Genomic DNA, 21,751 nt, shown 5'->3' on the forward strand with positions numbered 1-21,751 from the left:
AACCGCGTCTCAAGGCCAGCCAGCCGATCCAAGAACAGCGTTGAGCTCCGCTGGATATCCGCCTCGCGTGCTTTCCGTAGCTCGACAAGGTGCGTCTGGAACCGGTCCACAGCGACCGGGATCGCCGCCCGCGCCGTGGAGAGATCCTCAAGCGATTGGCTTGGGGTGTTGCCCGCAAACCGGGTCCGTTCAAGGAATGCGCCTACCTCTTCGATCCGGACCGTATCGTCCGCGGATCTGATCACTGCGGCCCAGCGGTCAACGACTGGTGCACCGTTCGCGTTCGGGATTGCCCCGTGCAGGATAACGGCGACCTCCCCAGGGGGAAGACGGCCCATGAGCGGTGCGACCGGAGCCGCGTGCTCCGGGAAGAAGGTGCTAGCCCTATCAGCGAACCACTCGAGGATCGGGTGCCCGTCCCAGAGGTACTGCACGGCCGGCCAAGGATTATCTTGCGCCTTCGCGTCGCTGATGGCCTGGTTGATGACTCGTGGCTGGTCGGTCCAGCTCGATCCGGCCCCCAGGGCCCTGACCTCTTCCGCGCCCAGACCTGCCATCACCGCCCCTCGCTCAGCGTAGCCAAAGCCATCACGGGCTCGCATATCTGCCGGGATGGTGAACTGGATCAGCCGGTCAGTCTCCTGGATCCGCGGCAGTTCTGGAAACGCATTCTCCTCAGGCCGAGACAACCGTTCGATCATGGCCCGGGCATAGGTGAACGTATCCGGGTACAAGCGGGGTGGGCCCTGGTCAGTGAGGGCCACCGCTGCAGACAGAGCTGGCGTCGCATAATCGCCGAAGAGGGCCGCAAACTCATCGTCTGACCAGCCATATTGCGTGACCGCCTCTGCGGCCCGCGCGTCCATCTGGCGTTCGAATGCCTCGGCGCCGATGCCAGCGGCGACCGCCTCTGCAACGACAGCACTCTTCCCCATCCCACGTCGCCCGCGCCAAGGAACACAGCCGGGTCGCCGATGCCGGCCTGGTGGGCCGCTGTGGCTCCTTCGCGACAGAAGCTTCTCGGCACCCATCACCGTACCTTCGAATGCGTGCTCTCGCCCACGAAGTAGCTGATCTGCGGCAGCCGGTCGCAGCCCAGCGGTCTATCCGCCCGTTGCGCTGCTGGAACCGCAGGAGGGACCAGGGAAGATCGAAATGGATCAGCCGGTGACACTGGAAGTGGAGGTTGAGACCCTCTGACGCCATGTCGGAGGCGATCAGAATCCGGATCGGGGACCGCTCTGGCCGGTGCCCCCTCGATCACCTCTGCGTCCGGACATCGCCGACCGCTGCCCGTCCACCGCGCAGCCTGATCGATTGACGAGTCCAGTCCTCCCTCGCAGCCTGTCGGCGAGCCGGGACACAGTCGCGATCCGCTCTGAAGATTACCAGCCGATCCCGGGGCGTCCCACCGGTCCAATTGGGATTCGCAATGACGGAGGTTCCCTGTGTTAACGCTGGAACGCGCCCGTATCGATCGCTGGCCACGTGGTCCGCCAGCGCCTTTGGCCGGTCCCGGTCAGCTGGCGTTCCGCGGGCTGTCCCGTTTTCGATCCCCCGGATCCGGCGCGAGAGCGTCTCGAAGCAAGCGGCCGGGCTGGAGAATATCGCTTTGGCGATCGTGGTTCGGAAGAGGTCGATGGCGCGCCCTCGGGTCTGCTCCTCATCAAGATCAAGATGGAGGTCCGCGATTGCCTTGATGGGCCACCTCTTCCTGCAGGCTGAGCCGGAAAGCGGCGCGGGAACAGCTGCCGTTTCGGGACCTCCCGGCCTATATCGGCGACCACTTCCGGCGACGAGCGGAACCGGCGGACGACCAGATCCTCGATGTCCCGATCCGGTGCAGCCGGGCGGATCAGGACCTGAGTCAGGTCAACGTGGATGGGCTCATGACTCTCCACTGCGACCCGTCATGCGGGGTCGCTGTCGAAAACAAAGTCGGCCCGACGGGACAGAGGCTTCGCCAGCTCGGCCCGCTGCGAGTTGGTTGGCAGCAATTTCCGTTCAGCCCGCGTTATGAGCCTCGTCGATGATGACTAGGTCCCAGTAGGAGTGTTTAAGCGCATCCCGTATCTGATTGTCCCGTTTCAGCGTGTCGATCGAGACGATGGACCGGTCGAACTGGTCAAAGACATTGTAATGGGCCGGGATCCGGTTCCGCATCCGCCGGATCGCGGCGCTGTCGAGCCGTGAGAGCGGGATCGAGAACCGGGTCCAGAACTCTTTCTGGAACTGGGTCAGCATAGCTCTGGTAGTGACCACCAGGATCCTGTCCGCTCGGCCGCGCAAAGCGAGCTCGGAGGTGATCAGGCCTGCCTCGAGGGTTTTGCCAAGACCAACGTCATCGGCGATCAGGAGTCGCACTCGGTCTTGGGCCAGCGCCCGCTCTACCGGCAGATGCTGGAAGATCAGATCGTCGATCGCGGCGCGACCCAGGGTGAGCGGGCGTCGTGTCGTGGTGGCGGTGGCCCTGGAAGGGATGCAGCCGGGTGCGGCTTTACGTATCGATCAGTCCGGAGGAGGTATCGAGGACCGGCGGACCGCCGCCAGGGTCGAGAACTCGCGCGCCCTTTTCCAAGTCCCATACAAATCGGGCCTCTTTGTCGCGTACGAGCCCCCGTCAAGCCCACGGCAGTGGACTTCACTGATAGCCACGCTTCAACGTCGACGTCGACAAAACCTTCCAAGTGGCTGAGCGAAGTCGGATTACGGCGCCCGGGGTCGGGGTTGATTGTGCGGTCACAGTACAAGCACCTCGTGATTATTCATAATGCCGCAATCGGACCCCGGTTCAGCAAGACAATCTGCTGGTACCTTCCCCGACCCTCCCTTTATATTCAACCTTAGAGAACCCACAGAAAGTCGACCATCGCTAACAGGTAAACCAGAATCGAACACGGTAGTTTAGTGGATTGCTGCCTGCAGATCGGCTATTTTGCCGACCTGGGAGACGACCATGTGAGCAACCCCGCCGGAATCACAGTCCGGCTTTCGAGGCGGAGAGTATGCTGGCCTGGCAGGCCCCCCTCACGCAGAAGTTAGCTCCGGAACATCCCTCCGGAGACGGAACCGGACTCGGAACAGAACATCCCCTATATAGGGGGATGTGTTCCTGTTCCTGTTCCGCGCGGAACATGAGGAACATGTTCCGGAATATTCCGCTTGTTCCGTGGGGGATGTCATTCTGACGGCCCTTCTTCGGGGCAGAGATCGATGGGCATAACGTGGAACCCTTGGTCATCGGGCTCAATGTCGCCAGCAGACTCAAAGTCTTCAATGCCCTTGGCAGGCGCTGAATGAATTTCAGACTCGAGATTGCATATGGCCTCATGTTCCGCGGGCTCCCCATCTTTTGGGTAGAGCCCAGTGGTAAGAATACGAAAGCCCTCGCCTTCCGTCTCAATGTCACCAGCCGCCAGAAGGTCATCAACGCCTTTGGTAAGCGCCGCATAGACCTCAGACTGAGGATCGCAGAGAGCCTTACGGCTCAACCATGGAACACCATCGATTCGGAGGTGTGGCCACCAAGCCTCCCAGGCCAGTCTGGAAACTGGGTTCGCAGGACCCGCCTTACGCTTTCTCCATAGACGGTAGGCCCGCCGACGTGCGCGCAAACCGTGCGACCGCAGGATCGTCCATGGCAAGCACACCGTTCTGGCGCGAAAGAAGGCGTTCGGCGATGAGCTTTTCGACCCCCCGCTTCCAGGCCTGCGTCGCCGCTCCTCAGCACGCTATTTTTATTGTCCGAGTCAATTAAACGGAAGGCCTTTAGGGCGCACGTCAGCTTCCGGCGCCAAACCCCGCCGTGTTCTCTTATCCTCATATGCTTGACCGACGATTTCAGTTTATTGAAACTTTCTGAGCGCCGGAATATCTTCCGATGGCCAGTTCTTCGGCACGACGTCTGCCTGTTCTTTTATAACCGCAATACAAGAGGTGATCTCATCGCCATCTTCATCCGTGCCAAGAATGATGGTTTGCAGCTCAAAGGGCCAGGTCGCCCCGTCGGTCGAGTTTTTGCTCTTGGATAGCTTAAGCTCGCGCGAAGACTGTTGTCCATTTCGCGCTACTTCAAGGGAAACGTCCAGCGCAGCACGCAGGCTGGAATGACCGCGTTCGCCGCGGCTGGCGTCCTTGCCCGCATGGTGGACAATCAACACCAACGCATTCAGTTCTTAGCCAGTTTGCAAGGGCCGCATTTTCTAGCATTTCGGGCGCGGAGTTCTCATCAAGCCCCGAGCAGGCGTACAGAAGGGTATCCGCGATGATCAGCGTCAATGGTGCGCCGCGGCTTTCGAAGCCGGCCGCCTGCTCCTTTGCGAGGCCCACCAGAGCGGAGACATGATCAGGTTCGCGCCCCATCAGCCCCACCGGTGCGGGCTGAGAGAGGAAGGGTCGGTTCTGCCCATGCTCCTGCCGCCGGGCTGCGATCGGAGCCAGATCGCATCTGGATCTTCGGCCGCAAGATAAATCACGCCGCCACGATTGCATCGAGTTCCCAGCACGTCCGAACCTCGAGCTGGAGTGCCAAGTGTGAAACAGGAAGCTCTTTTTCAGAGCTAGCGGGCCAGACTGCGCCAATGCCGTTCCTGGGCAAGATGTTCTTCAAAATCCAGGCAGCCTTGACGGGCTCAACGTCCTCAAACCACACGGCTTCAAAGTTGTCGTACTGCTTACGGTTAGGGAGCATGTCTGCCCGGTTCGTATCTTCGCCAAGCTCCTTAAGGAGGTGGGAAATCGGACCATTTTCCAAGGGTTCAACGCCCATCTCTGCGCCCACCAAGTCGAGGCAGCGGGTTGGCCAAGCCCCTCACGCAGAAGCCGCTCTCGATAGTTGCTTCAACCGCCTGGCGGCCATCATCCCGATTAAGACCAGAGGCCTCTGCAGCTGCGAGCAGCCCATTGATTGTCGCATCGAGAGGGAGCATCCCGGCGCCAACGAGTTCGCCCAAACGAGCGGCCGCTTTAAACAGCGTCGCATTTCGTTGCCCCTTGCCAGTCATCGCCAAAGCCGAAAGCTCGCGGTGGCAGACGGTTTCCGCGTAGCGCTCTGTGCCGCGGTGCGACTGGAACGGCCTATGAGTCGGAGATGGCCACAGCTGTGGACGGGCCGCGCGCACCAGCCCACTCCGGAGGGGGAGGAAGCTCGGCAATCGGGATCAGCGGCTTTATCCAGCTATAGCCATCGGTGGGTGGGCAAGTCACAAGTGAGCGGCCTGCTTTGATGTCAACGCCTGGTGCGATCCTTGAGGTGCTGGACCGCAATTCCACGCCAGCCGGCGAGGCGATATAGAGATGAATCCCGCCGCGCCGGGTGCGGACACAAGGGCAGTGATCCGGAAAATCACCACCTTGGGCATTCACTAGCGCTGCAAAGCTGGCGACCCCGTCGACGCCCTCGGCATGGCCGCGGTCAAGATCCAGGACAATGAACCCGCGCGTCACCAGCGCCACGCCGATTAGCTGCGCAATGTTCAAGCGCTCGCGGGCGAGGCGTTTCTCCGGCCTCGGCATCTGGCCAGCCCTTGGTTGTGGGCCGCCGGTCGCAGTTCAGAGGGATTGGCACATAGCCAAGGCGCGCGAGCGCATCAATGGCGTTAAGGAGCATGGATCCAGTCATGGCGCGCTCCGATCACACCGTTTACTGAGCGACGTTTCAACTGCGGCCTCACAGCTCTTCTGACTGCTGATCAGCGAGATGTTTCGCTTGCCCTTCTGCTGCCTCGGCATTGATCAGTCTCTCGCCGAAGAGTCGTACTCAGAGGTCGAATGGAAGCGGTTGGCCAGTATCCAAGCCTCAAGATCTTCCAGCCGGTAAGCGATCCGGCGCCCCAGCTTCACATAAACCGGCCCTGCCCCGGTTAGACGCATCTTGGCCAGAGTGCTGGTCGAGGGGCCGTATTGTTCGGAAACTTGTTTCGGCGAAAGAAGCGTCGCCTGCGCTGTACCGGAATAGTCATTGATCCACCGCCATCGCATCACCGGAACCCTCCGGCTGTATGTGGCATCGTTATCAATCGGACTGGGTGTTGCGCACGTGGATTTGAGTGCAACAGTTCAATCGGTTTCATCCGAGCCGGATGACGGGTTGCTCGCAAGCGTCTCAGCCCTTAGGGCCTCCATGATTGCATGCCATTCATCAACCTCTTTATGGAAGTCGCCATCCTTGAACCATCGCAGAACAGTTGAGCGCTCGACATGCATCAGTTCGGCAACGGCTCCGAACGAAACCGGCTTTCCAATATTCTTGAGATAGGCGCCTGCCCACAATGCGCTCTCTCGATTCAGTATCACTTCCATGTTCCGCGCTTCGACTGAGACCTCCGTACCGAGCTGGTGCTTAATGAGCACGATCAGATCACGCGGAATGATCATGTTATCGTTCCAATCGAGCGCGTCGAGCATCATGGCTACAAGGTAGTTGACGAGGGTGTCACTGATGACCTCGCCGCGCCCTACAAGATGTGTCTCGCCAGAACTTTCACGCGCACGACGTTCGACAAGCAATTCGATCAATCGAAGACTAAGGCGGCTCGCCGACGCCTCGTCAGCATCCAGGATGCGTTCAACGTCTCCAATCGGTATTCCGAGAGCTTGCAGCCGCTCTTCATTGGCCACCACCCAATCGAGAGAAAAACTCGTCGAGACCTCGATCAACTTTCCGCGGGATGCCCCCGCCGCAGTTCCAGATAATTCTCGAGAGTGGGCTTTCTCTTAAACGCCCTCGACATATCGCTGAGAGTACCCGTCACGCCATGGTGCTGGGGCGAAAGCACAAATGACGTGTAGTCTTCCTCGAACTCATCTTCCGGTTCCATTCCTTTCAGATAGATGGATTCGGAAGGCCTGCATGAGCGCTAAATGTCTGTGCAGGAGCTTGTTTTCTAGCCGATTGATTGGCTCTCATTGCTTTTCGATTTAGGCTATCTAGAGATTGATGCGGACAGCGGGGATCGAAAAATGAACAAGATCGCAATTTCGTTAGGCCTGATGATGTTTTTAGGCGGCTGCGCTTCGTCAACTGGAGTGCTGCCAATTGGTAAGGACACTTACACCATCACAACTGATGCTCATTTCACACGAGGTGGCGCCGGAGCCGCAAAAAGCCGCGCGATACTAGAAGCGAATGAGTATTGCAGCTCGCAGGGCCTCAACTTCGTATTTATCACTAGCTCTGGTGGCTCGTATGGTGAGTATCTGACCCATGATTTGACATTTCGGTGCGTACCCGAGGGCGACTTGGAAGACGTCCGTCCCGATATTGAGACCGTGCCGGATGTCGTTGTCAGAAGCGAATAGTGAGTGTCGAGGCAGTCAAGATTTAAACCCCGGGGGCTTTGTATTTTCCCCTGAGCAGCGAGAGTAATGACGGGGAGGGGTGGTCGGAACCCCCCGCCGAGATAACCCACAGCCTTAGAGTCAGACTGACAAAAATTGAGCCGTTGTTCGAGGTTGAAGAGGCTAATGGGAACAGCCTTTAAGCACTTTCAGGATAACATGATTGGATGAAAGGATTGTGGGGCCTGACGCTAGTCTCGGATGAAGTCTGCTAAGCGTTCACCAACCTTCTCAACTGCTCCACGCACAGGATCATCATGCAGGTGGGCATACTGCGCAGTAGTCGCGGCATCCTTATGCCCCAAAAGTACACCGATGACAGGGAGGCTGGAACCTTCAGAGACAGCCACGCTGGCAAAGCTGTGTCGAAGGTCATGCAATCGCACGCCGCTCAACTCACACGACGCCCGAACAGCAAGCCATACCTTCGGGGTTCCAACATAGGGCCTGTCCGGCTTTTGCGAGGGGAAAACTAACTCGCCCCCTTGATACCTTGGCAACGAGGCAAGCACTGCCCGTGCAGCGCGGTTCAAAGGCCTTATCGTCTGCCCCGTCTTTGAGTCAGGCAACCGCAGAAATCCGAGGTCAAAATCGACATCCTGCCACCTGAGATTCTCAATTTCACCTTTGCGGCAGCCTGTCAGGATCAACAGCCGGATGATCGAAACGCCTTGCGGATTTGCGCCATTCGCCTCGACCTCGCGCAGCGCCTCACCAAGCTGGATCAGTTCTTCATAATTCAGAAAACGAAGGTTCTTCTTGTCTTTGTAGCGCTTCACCCCTCGGACCGGATTCTCTGACATGAGGCCCGCTTCAACAGCGTAAGTGAAAATACCGCCGAGCAGACCAACAGTCCGCGATGCAGTGCCTTTACCGCCGGTCACAATGGCTCGCCCACGGTGGCCGGTTTTCACGTCCTTTGCCGTCTTGCCCATGGCTACATCCTGCATGAACCGCGTAACGGTCGCTTTGGAGACGTCGGTTAGTCTAACGTGGCCAATTAGCGGTTTAATATGCCGTTCAATCCGCCCACGATCGGAGACCAAAGTCGAAGCTTTCTTTGTTGCAACGCCGCTGAGAAGATAGTCGTCACAAAGCTCAGTAATGGTGAGTACAGCTTTCGCGTCCTGTTTCTCCTTCGCCGGGTCCGCACCTTGCGCCGCCATACCAAGATCCTGCGTGCTTCTTTTCGCGCGGTCTCGACCGTCCAGGGTGAACCGTGAGCGCCGATGGTCATTCGCCGCGTCGGAGCCCTGCGGCCGGTTCCATGCCGGTATTGACATATATAGACCTTTCTCCCCCAGCGCAGACCTTTAGGCCGAACCCTGCAAGTTCGCCGTCCCAGAGGAACCGGTCCTTAGCTTCGGGCTTTGCCCTATCAACAACGGTTTTTGTGAGCTTAAGAGACATGTGTGCTTACTCGTCCATAACCAGTAAGCACACAGTAAGCACGCTCGGCGGAAACTCAAGGCATCGCGAGGAACCTGGAATCCTATTTTTTAAGCAATAACAGAACTCTGTGCTATCATTTGGAACCCAGAGAACACCCAAGAAGCATCTTACACTTGCCCTCCGAAGGCAAAGGTCAGAGGTTCAAATCCTCTTGGGTGCACCATAAAAATCAAGGGCTTAGACGTTATTTTCTGTCCTTCCGGCGCCTGAATTTTCCTAGGGGTTCCACCGAAAATTACATATATTCGCTGTTTCGGCCCGTCCGAGGCTGTTTCGATGCGGGGTGCCTGCCCGTTTAGGCCCCGTGAGGGCCGGTAATCATCCCATTTTTAAGCGGCCGGATTTCTGGGCTTCACGCGGCAAGTTTAAGTTTGGCTACGCCTGCCTTCGGCTCATGGCGGGGGTAATGCCGCCGATGCCCATGTTCGGGCGCTCATTGTTGCAACTCCATAGCCAACTGGTGGCGTGTTCCTTGACCTCCTCGATCGTGTTGAAGATGAACTGCCCAAACCATTCCTGCCGGACGGTCCGATTGTAGCGTTCGACATATGCGTTCTGCTGCCGCTTGCCGGGCTCATGTAGAGGATCCCGATGCCACGCTTTGCTGCCCAGGTTTGCAGCGCGGCGCTGACATTTTCGGGGCCGTTGTCGACGCGAATGCCCATCGGCTTCCCCCGCCATTCGATGATCCGCTCCAGCGTGCGCACGACGCGCGCTGCGGGTAGGCAGAAGTCAACCTCGATGGCGAGGCCTTCGCGGTTGAAGTCATTAATCACATTCAGTGTCCGGAAGGAACGGCCATCTCCAAGCTGATCTGCCATGAGCCGAAGGCTGGCGAAGCCAACTCCATCGACCACATTTCATTCGGCCGCTCCGGAACGGCCAGAGGCTCAGGAACTTCCCGAACCAGCCGTTTTCTTGGCTTGATCCGCAGGTTCAGTTCCAGTTCGCAATAGATGCGGCGAACGCGCTTATGGTTCCAGGCGAAGCCTTTCACATTGCGCAGGAACAGATAGCAAAGGCCAAAGCCCCAGCGCCTCGTCTTTTCGGACTTCGCCAACCCCACCAGCCAATCGGCGATCTCGGCATTCTCGTCCGACAGCTTCGCCTCATACCGGTAGCAGGTCTCGCTGATGCCAAAGGTGCGGCACGCCAGCGCCACAGACACGCCCTTCTTCCGAACAGCTTCTTTGGCCATCTCTCGTCTTTGAGATGGCCTTACGGCTTTTTTCCGAGAGCATCTCTCAATAACTGGTTCCGCATCGCCAGTTCGGCATACATCTTCTTGAGCCGGCGGCTCTCATCTGCCATCGCGTTGGCTACGCCTGCCTGCGGCTCATCTCAGACATCAGCGAGGCGTCCATGCTCACACTCATAGCCAATTTTGCTCCTTATGGATTGAGCAGTTTTTCGCTGGGTCGATACAGATGAAACAACACCCCTTTTGAAGCAAGCCACATTCAATGGGACAGAAACCAACGACAACGAACAAAAGGCGCCCGCATAGAGATATCAATGAAAAGCTAAGTTGCTTGTTCACTTTATTTTTTTGTTGTTTCTTCGTACGTGCTTGGTTGATTTTGAAGGAACATCCAAATGAGGTTTGGTTTCAGTCGTCATGTCGTCGCTTTGACAGCTGTGATTTCGGTAGTTGGTGCGCCGATCGCAATTGCCTGCACCGGAATCTCGTTAGAGGCCCAGGACGGAACAACTATCGTCGCCCGGACTGTAGAATGGGCCCTTGGCGATGCAGATCATGATACGCTTGTTTTGTTCCCGCGAAATTACGAATTCGTCGGCCAGACGCCTGAAGGTTACAATGGTCTCACTTGGACCGGCAAATACGGCTTTGCGTCTCTATCGGCATACGGAGAGCCATACGGACCGGATGGAATGAACGAGGTTGGATTATATGTGGGCATGTATTATTTCCCCGATTTCGCCAGCTTTGAGGCTTACGATTCCTCTCAACGGGACAGCTCACTTAGCGTTGGCGACTTTATGCGCTGGATGCTGTCCAATTTCTCAACAGTAGAGGAAGTCCGCGAAAATCTTGATAAAGTACGTGTCGTCAATGTAGACGATCCACGCTTCGGCGGAGCGGCTTTACCGTTTCACTGGAAAATAGCCGACCCAACTGGTGAAAGCATCGTCATCGAGATTACAGACGGAGGGAAGATTGAAATCTTCAATACCGTCGAAGGTGTAATCACTAATTCACCTGGCTACGGTTGGCACCTGACAAATCTACGCAACTATCTCGGCCTGTCGCCGAGTGCGGAGGCCCCGATAGAGGTGGATGGTCAAGTCTTCGCGCCACTCGGTTCCGGGTCCGGTTTGCGCGGTTTGCCGGGTGACTTCACGCCTCCATCACGCTTTCTCCGTGCCCTCGCTTTTACCGCCAGCGCAAGGCCGCTGGAGAAAAGCCAAGACGCCGTTTTCGAGGCATTCCGTATTCTTGATAATTTCAACATACCGGTTGGGAGCACAGGTGCTCCAGGGAAAATAGCGACCGATATCGAAAGCGCGACCCAGATTACAACGGTCAGCGATCTCGACAACAAGCTTTTTTATTTCCATACTATGTCAGATCGGCAAGTGCGCATGCTTGACCTCAAAAAAATCGACTTTGGCTCGATTGAGATGCAGTTGATCACCTCTGGTGTTTCTACAGAACAGACCATCCGAGAGATCTCTCCAAACGAAGGGTCACTTTAGTTGAAGTCAGCACCTGATCCGTCACGCCTGAGCCGGTAAGTTATTAGGTGCTGCCGATTTCTTGGTCGGCAGCTTATGCTATCAGGATTTGTTCCTTTTGCGCGCGGCTAAGGCACGCGTCGAAAGCCTATGTCTGATTGGAGAAACTGAAGTTCGAACTCTCAGTACCTTTGCCCAATCTGCTACCTATGTCTCAGGTCCCTCACTCCTCTTTGCCGTTCTCCGCCCGCGCGCCCCATTGGCCAGCGCGGCTTTCCCTCCTAGGGTAGTCTGCAGACACTTCAGGGAAGGAAACACAATGGATCTCGGACTTAAAGGCAAGAAGGCCATCATCCTCGGCGGCACACGCGGCATCGGCCGGGCGATCGCCGACACATTGGCGAAGGAAGGCGCACATGTCGCTGTCTGCGCCCGCAACGGCGATCAGGTGGCCGCCGCCGTGGCCGATCTCAAGATGCTCGGCGTCAACGCCACAGGCGCCTCGGTGGATGTGACGGACGGCCCCGCCCTGAAGGCGTGGATCGCTGACGCGGCTAAGACGCTCGGCGGCCTCGACATCCTCATCTCAAACGCCGGCGCCATGGCGCAGGGCAATGATGTCGCCGCCTGGGAATCGAACTTCAAACTCGACGTGCTCGCCGCCGTCAACGCCTTCGAGGCGGCGGAGCCCCTGCTCTCCACGGCCGCAAAAACTTCCGGGGACGCAGCCTTCGTGATCATCTCCTCGATTTCTGCCGCAATGGCTGACCGAGGCGACTCCTATGGCCCGATCAAGGCCGCCCTCATCCACATGGCCAAGGGCCTCGCCCGCCAGCATGCCAAGGCCGGCATCCGCGTCAATGTCGTCTCCCCCGGCATGGTTTATTTCGAAGGTGGCGTCTGGCACATGGTGAAGACCAACATGCCGGAATTCTTCGAGCAGGCGAACGCCCGCAACCCCACAGGTCGCTGCGCCACGCCGCAGGAAATCGCCAATGCGGCGGTGTTCCTCGCCAGCCCCGCCTCCTCCTACACGACCGGCGCCAACCTGATCGTGGACGGAGCAGTTTCAAACCGGGTGAACTTCTAGGAAAAGCCCGGCGGCCAATTCCGGAGAGGGCTTAGCGGCTAGCCAGGTGAGACCGGCGCTTGAAGGTCAACTCAGTTTCTTCGACCGGCCGGCCAGACATGTCCTCCGGGGTCGAATAGACCCGGACGGTCATGTCCTCTTCGGTCAGGCCGACATGCATGAACCCCCAGAGGGATCCTTTGGAAAAGGGATTGGCAAGCCCCGGATTGGCCGCCAGCTGATTGGCCATGAATTTCGGGTGAAGCGGGCGGTACTTGGACCCTGCCCCGGAGACCAGCGCGGGCAGCACCGGCGCGCCGGAAACTCCCTCGCTGCGGCAATCATCGGTGTAGACTTCCAGCATGTGATCATCGCCGGAAATGTAAGCGTCGGCATGTTTGCACACGGCGATCATGTACAGCGACCGCAAGGCATGGGCCTTTTCAAACTTGCTGCCCCCGCCCGACCAGACCGCATGATGGCCGATGACAATCTTCCAGTGCGCCTCTGAAGACGCCAGCGCCTCTTCCAGCCACGCGACCATCTGCTTCTCGCCCTCTGTCGCTGGTTTCACGAAGTCGTCCCATTCCTCCATCTCGCCGGTGCGCGCCTCGCGGCCCTCCGTATCCAGATTGTCCACATGCACGCTTGTGCTCGCCAGCAGCATCTCTGTGTCGATAACGAAAATCTCGACAAAGCCTTCCATTCCGGCCGGAGAGGCGCGGTAGTAGAAATCCGGCATGGTGAAATTGGGGTGCTTCTGGAAATAGTCCATCTGCGCCGCAGTGGCCTCGCGCGAGACGCGCCAGTCATGGTTTCCCATCATCGCATAGATGGTGAAATCCTCCACGCCTTTGCCAAGCGTGCCATAGGGCTGGTCCAGCATGTCGTAGAAGCGCCGCTCATCGCTGATCCCGTCAGCCCCCAGCGTCGCGCCATCCGGATAGATGTTGTCGCCCACCATCGTGGCAAAATCACACCCGAGCTTGCGGCACACTTCCTCGGCAGCAAAGGCAACCGGATACATCCCGCTGGCTTCCATATACCCGCCGATCGCTGCCTCAAACACAAAGGGCGTTGGCCGGAAGCCGGTCATGTCGGCATTGCGCTCAAGCCAGTCTTCCGCCTGGGCGGCAAGATAGCTGCTCAGCGTACGGTGAGGCGTCTCGTCCTCGTCGAGGCGCTCATAGGACGGAATGTAGCCCGTATCGCCCAGAACCGCGAAATTGGCCCTGCGGTCTTCCGCGCCGGCAGGCCCGGAGTGGACGCACGCCGCAAGGCTGAGGGCGCAAAGCGCGGTCATGAGGTGTTTGTACATGGGTCTGTCCTGTCTTTGTTTCGGGGATCACCACCCCGCCAATGGCGAAAGGCCCCGGCGGTCTGCCGGGGCCTTTGCTCTTTGTATCAGAAGTTGGCCTTGAAGCCGAACTTCGCCGTCCAGCCATACTCTTCATACTGCAGGAGGCGGTCACGGCCGGGGCCAGTCTGATAGGCCGTATAGGTTGCGTCGTTGATGTTTACGAGTTCTCCGAACAATTGCAGGTTCGGGGTGAGCCGGTACTTTGCGGAAGCATCAACCTGGAAGTGCGATTCGACATACCGGTCACTTTCGGCGTCACTTTCTATTTCATCAAGGTAGGACGAGCGGCCCGTGCCCGAAAGGCGCAGGCTGAGAGGCCCTTTATCATAGCCAACCGCGATGTTGAAGGTGTGCTTGGATGAGGTCGGCAGCGGGATTGACCGTCCCAGCACATCACCCGACGCGTCCGTGTAGGTATAGTTCACGTTTGCCAGCAGTCCGTCAAACGGCGCCGGCAAACCGGTAAAGGCCTGCGCGTAGGAAAGCTCGATACCTTTCACTTCGGCCGTTTCACCATTGATCGGGATAGTGGCCTCATCATAGGCTATGCCCTGAAAGGTGCCGTTCTCGAACCCTGCATCAACAATGAAGTCTTCAATGCGCTTGTAGAAGACGCCGCCCTGGAGCACGGCTTCGGGTGCAAAATAATATTCCAGTGTCGCGTCGAAATTGGTCGCGCGGTAGGGGTCAAGGTCCGGATTGCCGAACTCGCCTTCACGCTCGTTCTCGTCATTCTCCTCAACAACGAAGAATGGGGCAAATTGTTTGAAATTAGGACGAATGATTGACTGGAAGGCGCCGAAGCGTGCGACGATTTTTTCATTTACATCGTAGCGGATATTCAAACTTGGCAGGACGTCGGTATAATCGTTGCTAAACGAGACCGGCGTAATGAAGAGCGTGTCCTCCTCGAGGCTGAGGCCGCCGACAATTGCACCTTCCTCGACCAGCTCCGTTCGGTTGCCGCGGGTATCGGTCTTGGTATGCTCTATGCGAATGCCGGCGATCAGACGCAGCGGGCCTGACTGGTACTTGCCCATCACATAGCCGGCCAGGATATCCTCGTCAGCTTCGAAGCTTTCAACTGTCGAAACAAACTCCGTCTCAAGTTCGTTCAGTTCAAAAGCACCGAGGCCATTTCTGGAAACAAAGTTCTTAACGGCTCCGAGGTCAGGCAGAACGCCGAGATCGGCAAGCCCATAGGTCTGGGTTCCCGCCACGTCGGCAAGGGTGAAGTCGCCATCAAAGTCTTCGTAAAGATCGATCACAAAGTTCTGCGTTTTTTCACGCTGGCGAAGCTTCAAGCCGCTCTTGATTTCAAATGTCCCTCGATCGACGGCGAACTCGCGCGCCACGTCAATCTTGAACGAGGCTTCCTTATCGTCTGCGTCTTCGCGCGTGGTTCTCTCCAGAAGCGTGAAGCCGTAATTGGTGGGATCGGAAAATGCCGCCGCCCCAAAATCGATATTATAGAGCGGTCTGTTCATGTCGGAAAAATCGAAAGTCACGCCCAGCTCACCGGGAGACCGGAAGCGTTCCTGGAACCGGATCGGGTCGATTGAGCCTCGCTCTTTCTGGTCGGCTTCCGAGTAGGCGGCATCATATGTCACCGTCCAAGGGCCGGTGAAGGTCTCACCACCAAGCGAAAAGGTACGGATGGTCTGAGCCTCACCGCGATCTTTCAGGTCGCGGCGAACCTGAATGCGGCCATCGGCTGAATCGAACGACGCTGTGTTTTCTGAGCCTGCAAAAGGCTCTTCGCTCATGCCAAAAATCAGTCGACGACGTAGTTCGGTATCGTCAAACTTGGAATAAAGCCCACGCGCATAGAGAGTGGTACTATCGTTTAGTCGGTAGTCTGCGCCGAGTGTTATTCCATAGCGCTCCCGGCGTACGTCATAGTCACGGTACTCAACGTCTTCAGCGTAGGCAATGCCGTCATCGGTCTCGCTCCAGCCATCCATTTCAATATTGTCGGTCGCGAATTCGCGATCATAGTAGCTAAACCCACCTGCAATACCCAGGTCGTCGCCAAACAGCTTGATAAAGTCGAAGCTTCCCTTAGGCGACGTTTTACCATTCAGGTCGTTGTACGACCCTTCCAGCGACGCTGAAAAATAGTCTGACTTGCGGTCGAAGGCGCTTGTGGTGTTAATTTCGATCGAGCCACCGATTGTGTCGGCGTCCATGTCCGGGGTCAGCGATTTCTTGATCTCGATCGACTCAATGAGCTCCGACGGGATCACGTCCAACGCTACGGCGCGCTCATCGCCGCCCGTTGCCAGTACGCGATTACCGTTGATCGAAGAGGAGTTGAGGTTTGGATCGAGGCCGCGCACGGAGACGAAACGCCCTTCGCCCTGGTCATTCAGGACGTTGATGCCGGGCGCGCGGCGTAGCGCTTCTGCAACGTTCTGGTCCGGGAACTGACCAATCGCGTCACGCGTCAGAACTGTTTCAACCGTATCGGACGCTCGCTGACGAGCAATTGAGCTCAGCAGGTTGGACTGCTGGCCGATCACCAGAACGGTTTCCATCACGGCCGTGTCGCCGTCTGTGCCGCGCGGCGCGAGCGCGAAGGACTCGGCCAACGTGCCGTCTTCGGAAACCGTGATCACGCGGGACTGCTCTTCAGCGCCGGGATAGCGGACCCGCAGGGTGTAGGTGCCCGCCGCAATGTTGGTGAAGCGGTAAGACCCGTCCTGGCCGACTTCGGCGCTCTGGTTGATTTCCACCAGAGTGACTTCGGCCCCGCGCAGCGCGCGTGTGCCGGTCGCATCGGCAACCTCACCGGTGATGGTGCCAGCGCTGGCAACCGGAACGGCGACGGCAGTGGCGAGAATGCTGGAGGCAAGCAGGCGCGCCGTCAGGCCGCGGCCGAAGAATGAAGCGTGGAACATTGGTAAACCCTTCCGCTGAAAACTGCATCGGCGGGTAACAGGGCAGTGTCTCAGACTTGCGACAGTTTTGCGTACTTATTGTTGCAACGCTTTGATCGTATCCGGAGCGTTGCAGGATCGCCACTAAGATACATTTTTATGTATTTTTATTTTTAGTTACTGCAGGAATAATGACGCTGGAATGACACTTTCCTGACAGCGCGCCCTCAGGACTGGTCACTGATATCCTTGCCGGGCGTTGATTCGGAAAATCCGCTGGCAACCGCCCGGCGCTTACCCACGAGCCTGCCGGCGCGCGCCCCTGCCCGGCGTATCAGATCGGCCATCAGGACGCCAAAGCCGGGGTCCTCCTCGCCGATCACGATACCGACCGTGCCGACCCCGCCGGCATCGTCGAGCGCGCAAACCACGATATCCACATCGCCGGCAGACACCCGGTCGCCAACGACCGGATTGCCATCAAACGCCCGGTCCAGATACTGGCCGGCCGTCTGGCCTTCGGCCGCGTCAATGTCCTCCAGCCCGTACTGGCGCACGAGGTCGGACATCTTCGTCGCGCCCTTGAGCCGGAACTGGATATCGGAGTCCGCCGTCATCTCTTCCCAGGGGCTGGCATAAATCTGGTCAAGCAGGCGCACCCGCCGCGCGGCGGCAAAAAGGTAAACCTGGTCATCGGCCTGAAGCGGGCCGATCGTATGGACTGAATAGGAAAGCCCGTCGCGGATCACCATGACCGGCCGCGCCCAGCGCGGGACGCGCTCGCCCCTGGCAATCGCGCTGTCGGGATGGATCTTGTAGCCGACGAGTTCCATCTCTGCCGCGCCGCGCAGTTCAAGCTCTACCCGGTCCACCAGCCCCTGCTCGGAGGGCAGGCTCATCTTCAGGAGCTTGGCTGCCGGCTGGATCGTCCAGCCCTGAACCAGCAGCGACGCCAGCACCATCACAAACACGACGTTGAAATAGAAACTGCCATTCTCGATGCCTGCAAGTCCCGGCAGGATCGCCAGCAGGATCGATACGGCCCCCCGTAAGCCAACCCAGCCGGTAAACAGGGTTTCCCGCGAGCGGAAATCGAACGGCAGCAGGCACAGCCAGACGGCCAGCGGCCGGGCGACGAAGATCAGCACACCCGACAGGACCAGCGCCGGCAAGAGAATGTCCGGAAACTCCGAAGGCGTCGCCAGGAGGCCGAGCGCTAGGAACATCCCGATCTGGGCGAGCCAGGTCATGCCGACCTGAAACCGGCGCAGCCTCTGGGCAAACCGGACCTTCTGGTTGCCTGCCACCACCCCGGCCACATAGGCAGCCAGGAACCCGCTGCCTCCCAGGAGGGCGCACACAGAGAAGACGACCAGCGCCGCGGCAAGACCCGTGATCGGGTAAAGGCCCGGATCGAGGTTCACGAGCTTGTTGAGCAGCCAGGAAACCCCGAAGCCGCCGATTACGCCAAACAGAAGGCCAAGGCCCATCTGCTGGATAAAGGTGAGCAGCACTTCAAATCCGAAGAGAGCACTTGTGCCGGCATCGGCCGCAATCAGTTCGATCAGCAGGATGGTAAGGAAGATCGCCATCGGGTCGTTCGCCCCGGATTCGATTTCCAGCGTCGAGCCGACCTTCTCCCTCAGCCTTATCCCCCCTGCCCGCAGCAGGAAGAACACAGCAGCCGCGTCCGTGGACGCCACGATCGAGCCAAGCAGGAACGCCTCCAGCCACCCGGCCCCGAACAGGAAGTGGGCCGCAACCCCCGTCAGCCCTGCGGTCAGCAGAACACCAAACGTCGCCAGACTGAGCGCGGGCGCCGCCGCCACGCGGTAACTGCGCAAAGGCGTCTCGAAGCCGCTGTCAAAAAGGATGATGGCGAGGGCAAGGGAGCCGATGAAGTAAGCCACCGATCCGCTGTCAAACTCGATGCCGAGCAGGCCGTCTTCGCCTGCCAGAAGTCCAATCCCGAGAAAGACGAGTAGCAAGGGCGCGCCGAAGCGCTGCGAGACCAGGCTCGTCAGGGCCGCGAGCGTCACGAGCGCAGATCCGATCAGGATTGCAATGTTGACAGATTCAAACAGGGTCCCGACCTCCTCGTCTTTGTCGCGGCGGGCAAAAAATGATTTGTGACAGATCGCTCTGAAGCTAGGGTCTGAGACATGGGCAGGCCAGTAGCAATTCGGTATTTCCAGCCCCGCCAAGCCTGATTGCCATGCAGGCATGCAAAAACATCACGAAAACGTGAGCGCAGCTCAGACGGAATCTGAGGCTTCAATCGTTTAAGGAAGCGCGCGGCAGGTTAACTGCCAACTGCAGGCTGTTGCCTTGATCAGTAATGTTCTTCGTCTACTTCGGTACAAGATGTCAGAGAAACTGCTTTCCCGGTACGCGCGCCTGATGGGCGCGGCGGCACTCGCGCTTATTGCTGCGGGCTGCGCCTCCGTGCCGGAAAGGCCTGCCGCAGATGCCGTGCCGCCTGCCGGAGACGCTTTCCGCGCCGGCGCCAGCCCTGAACCCGTATCGGCCGAATGGTGGACAAGCTTCAATGATCCCGTCCTGGCAGACCTCGTCAACACATCGCTAACCACATCCCCGGCCCTGCGGGGGGCAGACTTTTCCGTCGCCGAAGCCGAAGCCTTTCTGCGCCTGGCGCTTCTGGGCACCAGTCCGACCGCCTCCAGCCGCGCCGGCCTCACCGCCGCCCGCCCCACAGGCACTGCCGCTGACCGGATCAATGTCAGTGCCACCGGAACCCTCGCCGCCAGCTGGGAGATAGATGCCTTCGGTCGCCTCGCCGCCCTCATCGAGGCCGCCCGCTTTGATGCAGCCACCGCCCGCGAGTTGCGCCGCGATATCGCCGTGACCCTCGCGTCGGAGACAGCCCTTGCCTATATCGACCTGCGCGGCGCCGAAGTGCGCCTCGAGGTCGCCCGCCGCAACGCCCAGTCCCAATCCGAAGGCCTCGAGCTCGTCCAAACCCTCGTCGAGAATGGCCGCGCCACCCAGCTCGACCTCGAACAGGCCCAGACCCAGTACCGTACCACCCTCGCCATCATTCCCGTTTATGAAGGCGACCGGGAAGCCGCCATAAGCCGCCTTGCGGCCCTCACCGGCGTTCCAGCCAGCAGTGCCGGTGCTCTTGTCACCCAGCTGGCCTCTTCGCCCGGCGTCATTCCCGCGCTTGAAGCGCCCATGACAGCCAGTACGCCCGAAGACCTGCTCCGCCGCCGGCCCGACATTCGCGTCGCCGAAGGCCAGATCGGCGCCGCCCTCGCCATCGGTGAGGCCGCCCGCGCAGACCTCTTCCCGCGTATCACCCTCAACGCAAACCTCCTGGGTCTCCTGCGCAATACCGGCGTTGCCCTGAGCGACGAGAGCATCGGGTTCGATTTTGGCCCCGCCATCAGCTGGGCGGGCCCCGACCTGCGCGGGGTTTATGCAAACATCGAGGCCACCGATGCCCGCACCGGACAAATCATTGCCAATTACGAAACCACTGTGCTTGATGCCCTGGCAGATGCCGAGACGGCCCTGACGAATCTGGCGAGCGAGAGCCGCCGCTCCGCTGATCTGGACGCCGCCCTCACCTCTGCCCGCCGGGCACTCGACCTTGCCCGCCTGAGATATCAGGAGGGGCTCGACAGCTACCTCAATGTCCTCGACGCGCAGCGCTCGCTGCTAGACGCGGAAGACCGCGTTGCGGTCAACCGGGCAGAAACCGCCCGGCGCGCCGTCCGCGCTTACCGAAGCCTGGGCGGCATCTGGACCAACGAAGAACTCGCCGCCTTCCGGGCGGGATAGGAAACCCCGATGCTGAAACTCGTCCGCAAGAACCCGTTCAGGACCACAGGCGCTGCGCTGGTGGCGGTGCTGCTGATCGCAGCCCCCGCCCTGACGCAGCAGCGCGGCGGTGGCCCTGGCGGCGCAGGCGGTCCCCCGCCCAGCAGCGTGTTTGCCGAACCCGTGCGTGAGCAAACCTTTGCCAGCCGCGTCGAAGCCATCGGCACGCTTGAGCCCAACGAACGCGCCGACCTCACCCTCACCGCCTCCGACCGCGTCACCGCCGTCTATTTTCAGGACGGTGACCGCGTGAAGCAAGGCAAGACGCTACTTTCCCTCGCCCAGCGCGAACAGCTCGCCCTCGTGGAGTCGGCTGAAGCCGACCTTGCCCAGGCCAATCAGGATCTCGCCCGCGTCGAGCCCCTCGCCCAGCAGGGCGCCGTCTCGACGTCCGAGCTCGACATGGCCCGCCGCAATGTGAACGCCGCCGCCGCCCAGTTGCGCGCCGTCCAGTCCCGCCAGAACGACCGCGTACTGGTCGCGCCTTTTGATGGCGTCCTCGGCTTCCGCCGTGTCAGCGTCGGCTCGCTCGTCCGCCCCGGTGATGTCGTCGCCACGCTGATTGATGACAGCGTCATGCGCCTCGAATTTGCTGTGCCCTCAAACTTCCTGCGCGTACTCCGCCCGGGTCTTGAAATCGAGGCCGCCTCCAATGACATTCCTGGCCAGGTATTCACCGGCACGGTTGACTCAATCGACAACATGATCGACCCCGTCACACGTTCCATCCGTGTACGCGCAAATGTTCAAAATCCCTCGGGTATCCTCAAATCGGGCATGTACATGGCCGTTGCCCTTCAGGCAGAGCCACGCCGGGCCCTCTCGGTTCCAGAAGTCGCCCTCCAGCCGCGCGGCCCGGAAACCTTCGTCTGGGTTGCCGCCACGTCCGGAACCCAGACCGTCGCACGCCGCGTCAGGATCGAGCCCGGCCTGCGCCTCGATGGCCGCGTCGAAATCGTCGCGGGCTTGAGCGAAGGCCAGATGGTGATCACCGAAGGCGCCCTGCGCGTGCGCGAAGGGGCCCCGGTCGTCATCAAGGATGAAAGCATGCTCCAGCCCAAGCCGGCGGCCCGCAGCGGCTCGGTAGGCGGCAGCGCCGTGAACCTGGAATAG

17 protein-coding genes and 2 pseudogenes are annotated in these 21,751 nt (G+C 59.4%); 5 read left to right on the top strand and 14 right to left on the bottom strand.

What is annotated here, in order from left to right; genetic code table 11:
• From KG722_RS02355 to KG722_RS02395, 9 genes and pseudogenes are all read right to left on the bottom strand, one after another.
• A partial coding sequence (locus KG722_RS02355; RefSeq protein WP_300998187.1) for a hypothetical protein occupies positions 1–935 on the bottom strand: 935 nt, incomplete at its 3' end.
• Between the two features lie 172 nt (positions 936–1,107).
• Positions 1,108–1,230, bottom strand: a pseudogene (locus tag KG722_RS15335) (helicase-related protein); the annotation flags it as partial.
• A gap of 774 nt (positions 1,231–2,004) precedes the next feature.
• Positions 2,005–2,505 (bottom strand): DEAD/DEAH box helicase family protein, encoded by a 501-nt coding sequence (locus KG722_RS02365; RefSeq protein ID WP_366910213.1) that lies wholly within the window; start codon positions 2,503–2,505, stop codon positions 2,005–2,007.
• A 674-nt stretch (positions 2,506–3,179) separates the two neighbouring features.
• The gene (locus KG722_RS02370) at positions 3,180–3,491 is read right to left on the bottom strand and encodes a hypothetical protein (protein ID WP_213269132.1); all 312 of its coding nucleotides are present in this window, start codon (positions 3,489–3,491) and stop codon (positions 3,180–3,182) included.
• A 354-nt stretch (positions 3,492–3,845) separates the two neighbouring features.
• The gene (locus KG722_RS02375; protein WP_213269134.1) at positions 3,846–4,163 is read right to left on the bottom strand and encodes a hypothetical protein; all 318 of its coding nucleotides are present in this window, start codon (positions 4,161–4,163) and stop codon (positions 3,846–3,848) included.
• A gap of 308 nt (positions 4,164–4,471) precedes the next feature.
• Positions 4,472–4,768, bottom strand: a complete 297-nt coding sequence (locus KG722_RS02380) for a hypothetical protein (RefSeq protein WP_213269136.1) — start codon at positions 4,766–4,768, stop codon at positions 4,472–4,474.
• A 308-nt stretch (positions 4,769–5,076) separates the two neighbouring features.
• Complete coding sequence (locus tag KG722_RS02385) at positions 5,077–5,514, bottom strand: bifunctional DNA primase/polymerase (RefSeq protein WP_213269138.1); 438 nt, start codon at positions 5,512–5,514, stop codon at positions 5,077–5,079.
• A 219-nt stretch (positions 5,515–5,733) separates the two neighbouring features.
• The gene (locus tag KG722_RS02390) at positions 5,734–5,979 is read right to left on the bottom strand and encodes a helix-turn-helix domain-containing protein (RefSeq protein ID WP_213269140.1); all 246 of its coding nucleotides are present in this window, start codon (positions 5,977–5,979) and stop codon (positions 5,734–5,736) included.
• A 78-nt stretch (positions 5,980–6,057) separates the two neighbouring features.
• On the bottom strand, positions 6,058–6,657 hold the full coding sequence (locus KG722_RS02395) for a hypothetical protein (RefSeq protein WP_213269142.1): 600 nt from the start codon (positions 6,655–6,657) through the stop codon (positions 6,058–6,060).
• Between the two features lie 303 nt (positions 6,658–6,960).
• On the opposite strand from KG722_RS02395, the gene KG722_RS02400 reads away from it, so the two are divergent.
• Positions 6,961–7,299, top strand: coding sequence for a hypothetical protein (locus KG722_RS02400; protein ID WP_213269144.1), 339 nt, complete (start codon positions 6,961–6,963; stop codon positions 7,297–7,299).
• A gap of 230 nt (positions 7,300–7,529) precedes the next feature.
• Here KG722_RS02400 and KG722_RS02405 read toward each other — a convergent pair whose 3' ends face one another.
• Complete coding sequence (locus tag KG722_RS02405; protein ID WP_213269146.1) at positions 7,530–8,621, bottom strand: site-specific integrase; 1,092 nt, start codon at positions 8,619–8,621, stop codon at positions 7,530–7,532.
• Positions 8,622–9,165: 544 nt separating this feature from the next.
• A pseudogene (locus tag KG722_RS02410) lies at positions 9,166–10,101 on the bottom strand (IS3 family transposase); the annotation flags it as partial.
• A 285-nt stretch (positions 10,102–10,386) separates the two neighbouring features.
• Between KG722_RS02410 and KG722_RS02415 the strand changes: the two are divergent.
• Together KG722_RS02415 and KG722_RS02420 are read left to right on the top strand one after the other, a co-directional pair.
• Complete coding sequence (locus KG722_RS02415; protein ID WP_213269147.1) at positions 10,387–11,508, top strand: linear amide C-N hydrolase; 1,122 nt, start codon at positions 10,387–10,389, stop codon at positions 11,506–11,508.
• Between the two features lie 298 nt (positions 11,509–11,806).
• Positions 11,807–12,577: an SDR family oxidoreductase gene (locus tag KG722_RS02420; protein WP_213269149.1), complete on the top strand. Its 771-nt coding sequence runs from the start codon at positions 11,807–11,809 to the stop codon at positions 12,575–12,577.
• A gap of 31 nt (positions 12,578–12,608) precedes the next feature.
• On the opposite strand, the gene KG722_RS02425 is transcribed toward KG722_RS02420, so the two are convergent.
• The 3 genes from KG722_RS02425 to KG722_RS02435 form a co-directional block, all read right to left on the bottom strand.
• Positions 12,609–13,874, bottom strand: a complete 1,266-nt coding sequence (locus tag KG722_RS02425) for a metallophosphoesterase (RefSeq protein WP_213269151.1) — start codon at positions 13,872–13,874, stop codon at positions 12,609–12,611.
• An 86-nt stretch (positions 13,875–13,960) separates the two neighbouring features.
• On the bottom strand, positions 13,961–16,816 hold the full coding sequence (locus KG722_RS02430) for a TonB-dependent receptor (protein ID WP_213269153.1): 2,856 nt from the start codon (positions 16,814–16,816) through the stop codon (positions 13,961–13,963).
• A 206-nt stretch (positions 16,817–17,022) separates the two neighbouring features.
• Positions 17,023–19,020 (bottom strand): potassium/proton antiporter, encoded by a 1,998-nt coding sequence (locus KG722_RS02435; RefSeq protein ID WP_300998188.1) that lies wholly within the window; start codon positions 19,018–19,020, stop codon positions 17,023–17,025.
• 139 nt (positions 19,021–19,159) lie between these two features.
• Between KG722_RS02435 and KG722_RS02440 the strand changes: the two genes are divergently transcribed.
• Positions 19,160–20,599 (top strand): efflux transporter outer membrane subunit, encoded by a 1,440-nt coding sequence (locus KG722_RS02440; RefSeq protein ID WP_213269155.1) that lies wholly within the window; start codon positions 19,160–19,162, stop codon positions 20,597–20,599.
• Between the two features lie 9 nt (positions 20,600–20,608).
• The gene (locus KG722_RS02445; protein WP_213269157.1) at positions 20,609–21,751 is read left to right on the top strand and encodes an efflux RND transporter periplasmic adaptor subunit; all 1,143 of its coding nucleotides are present in this window, start codon (positions 20,609–20,611) and stop codon (positions 21,749–21,751) included.

Origin of the sequence: Hyphomonas sp. (assembly GCF_018402285.1) — a bacterium.
Lineage (GTDB): Bacteria > Pseudomonadota > Alphaproteobacteria > Caulobacterales > Hyphomonadaceae > Hyphomonas.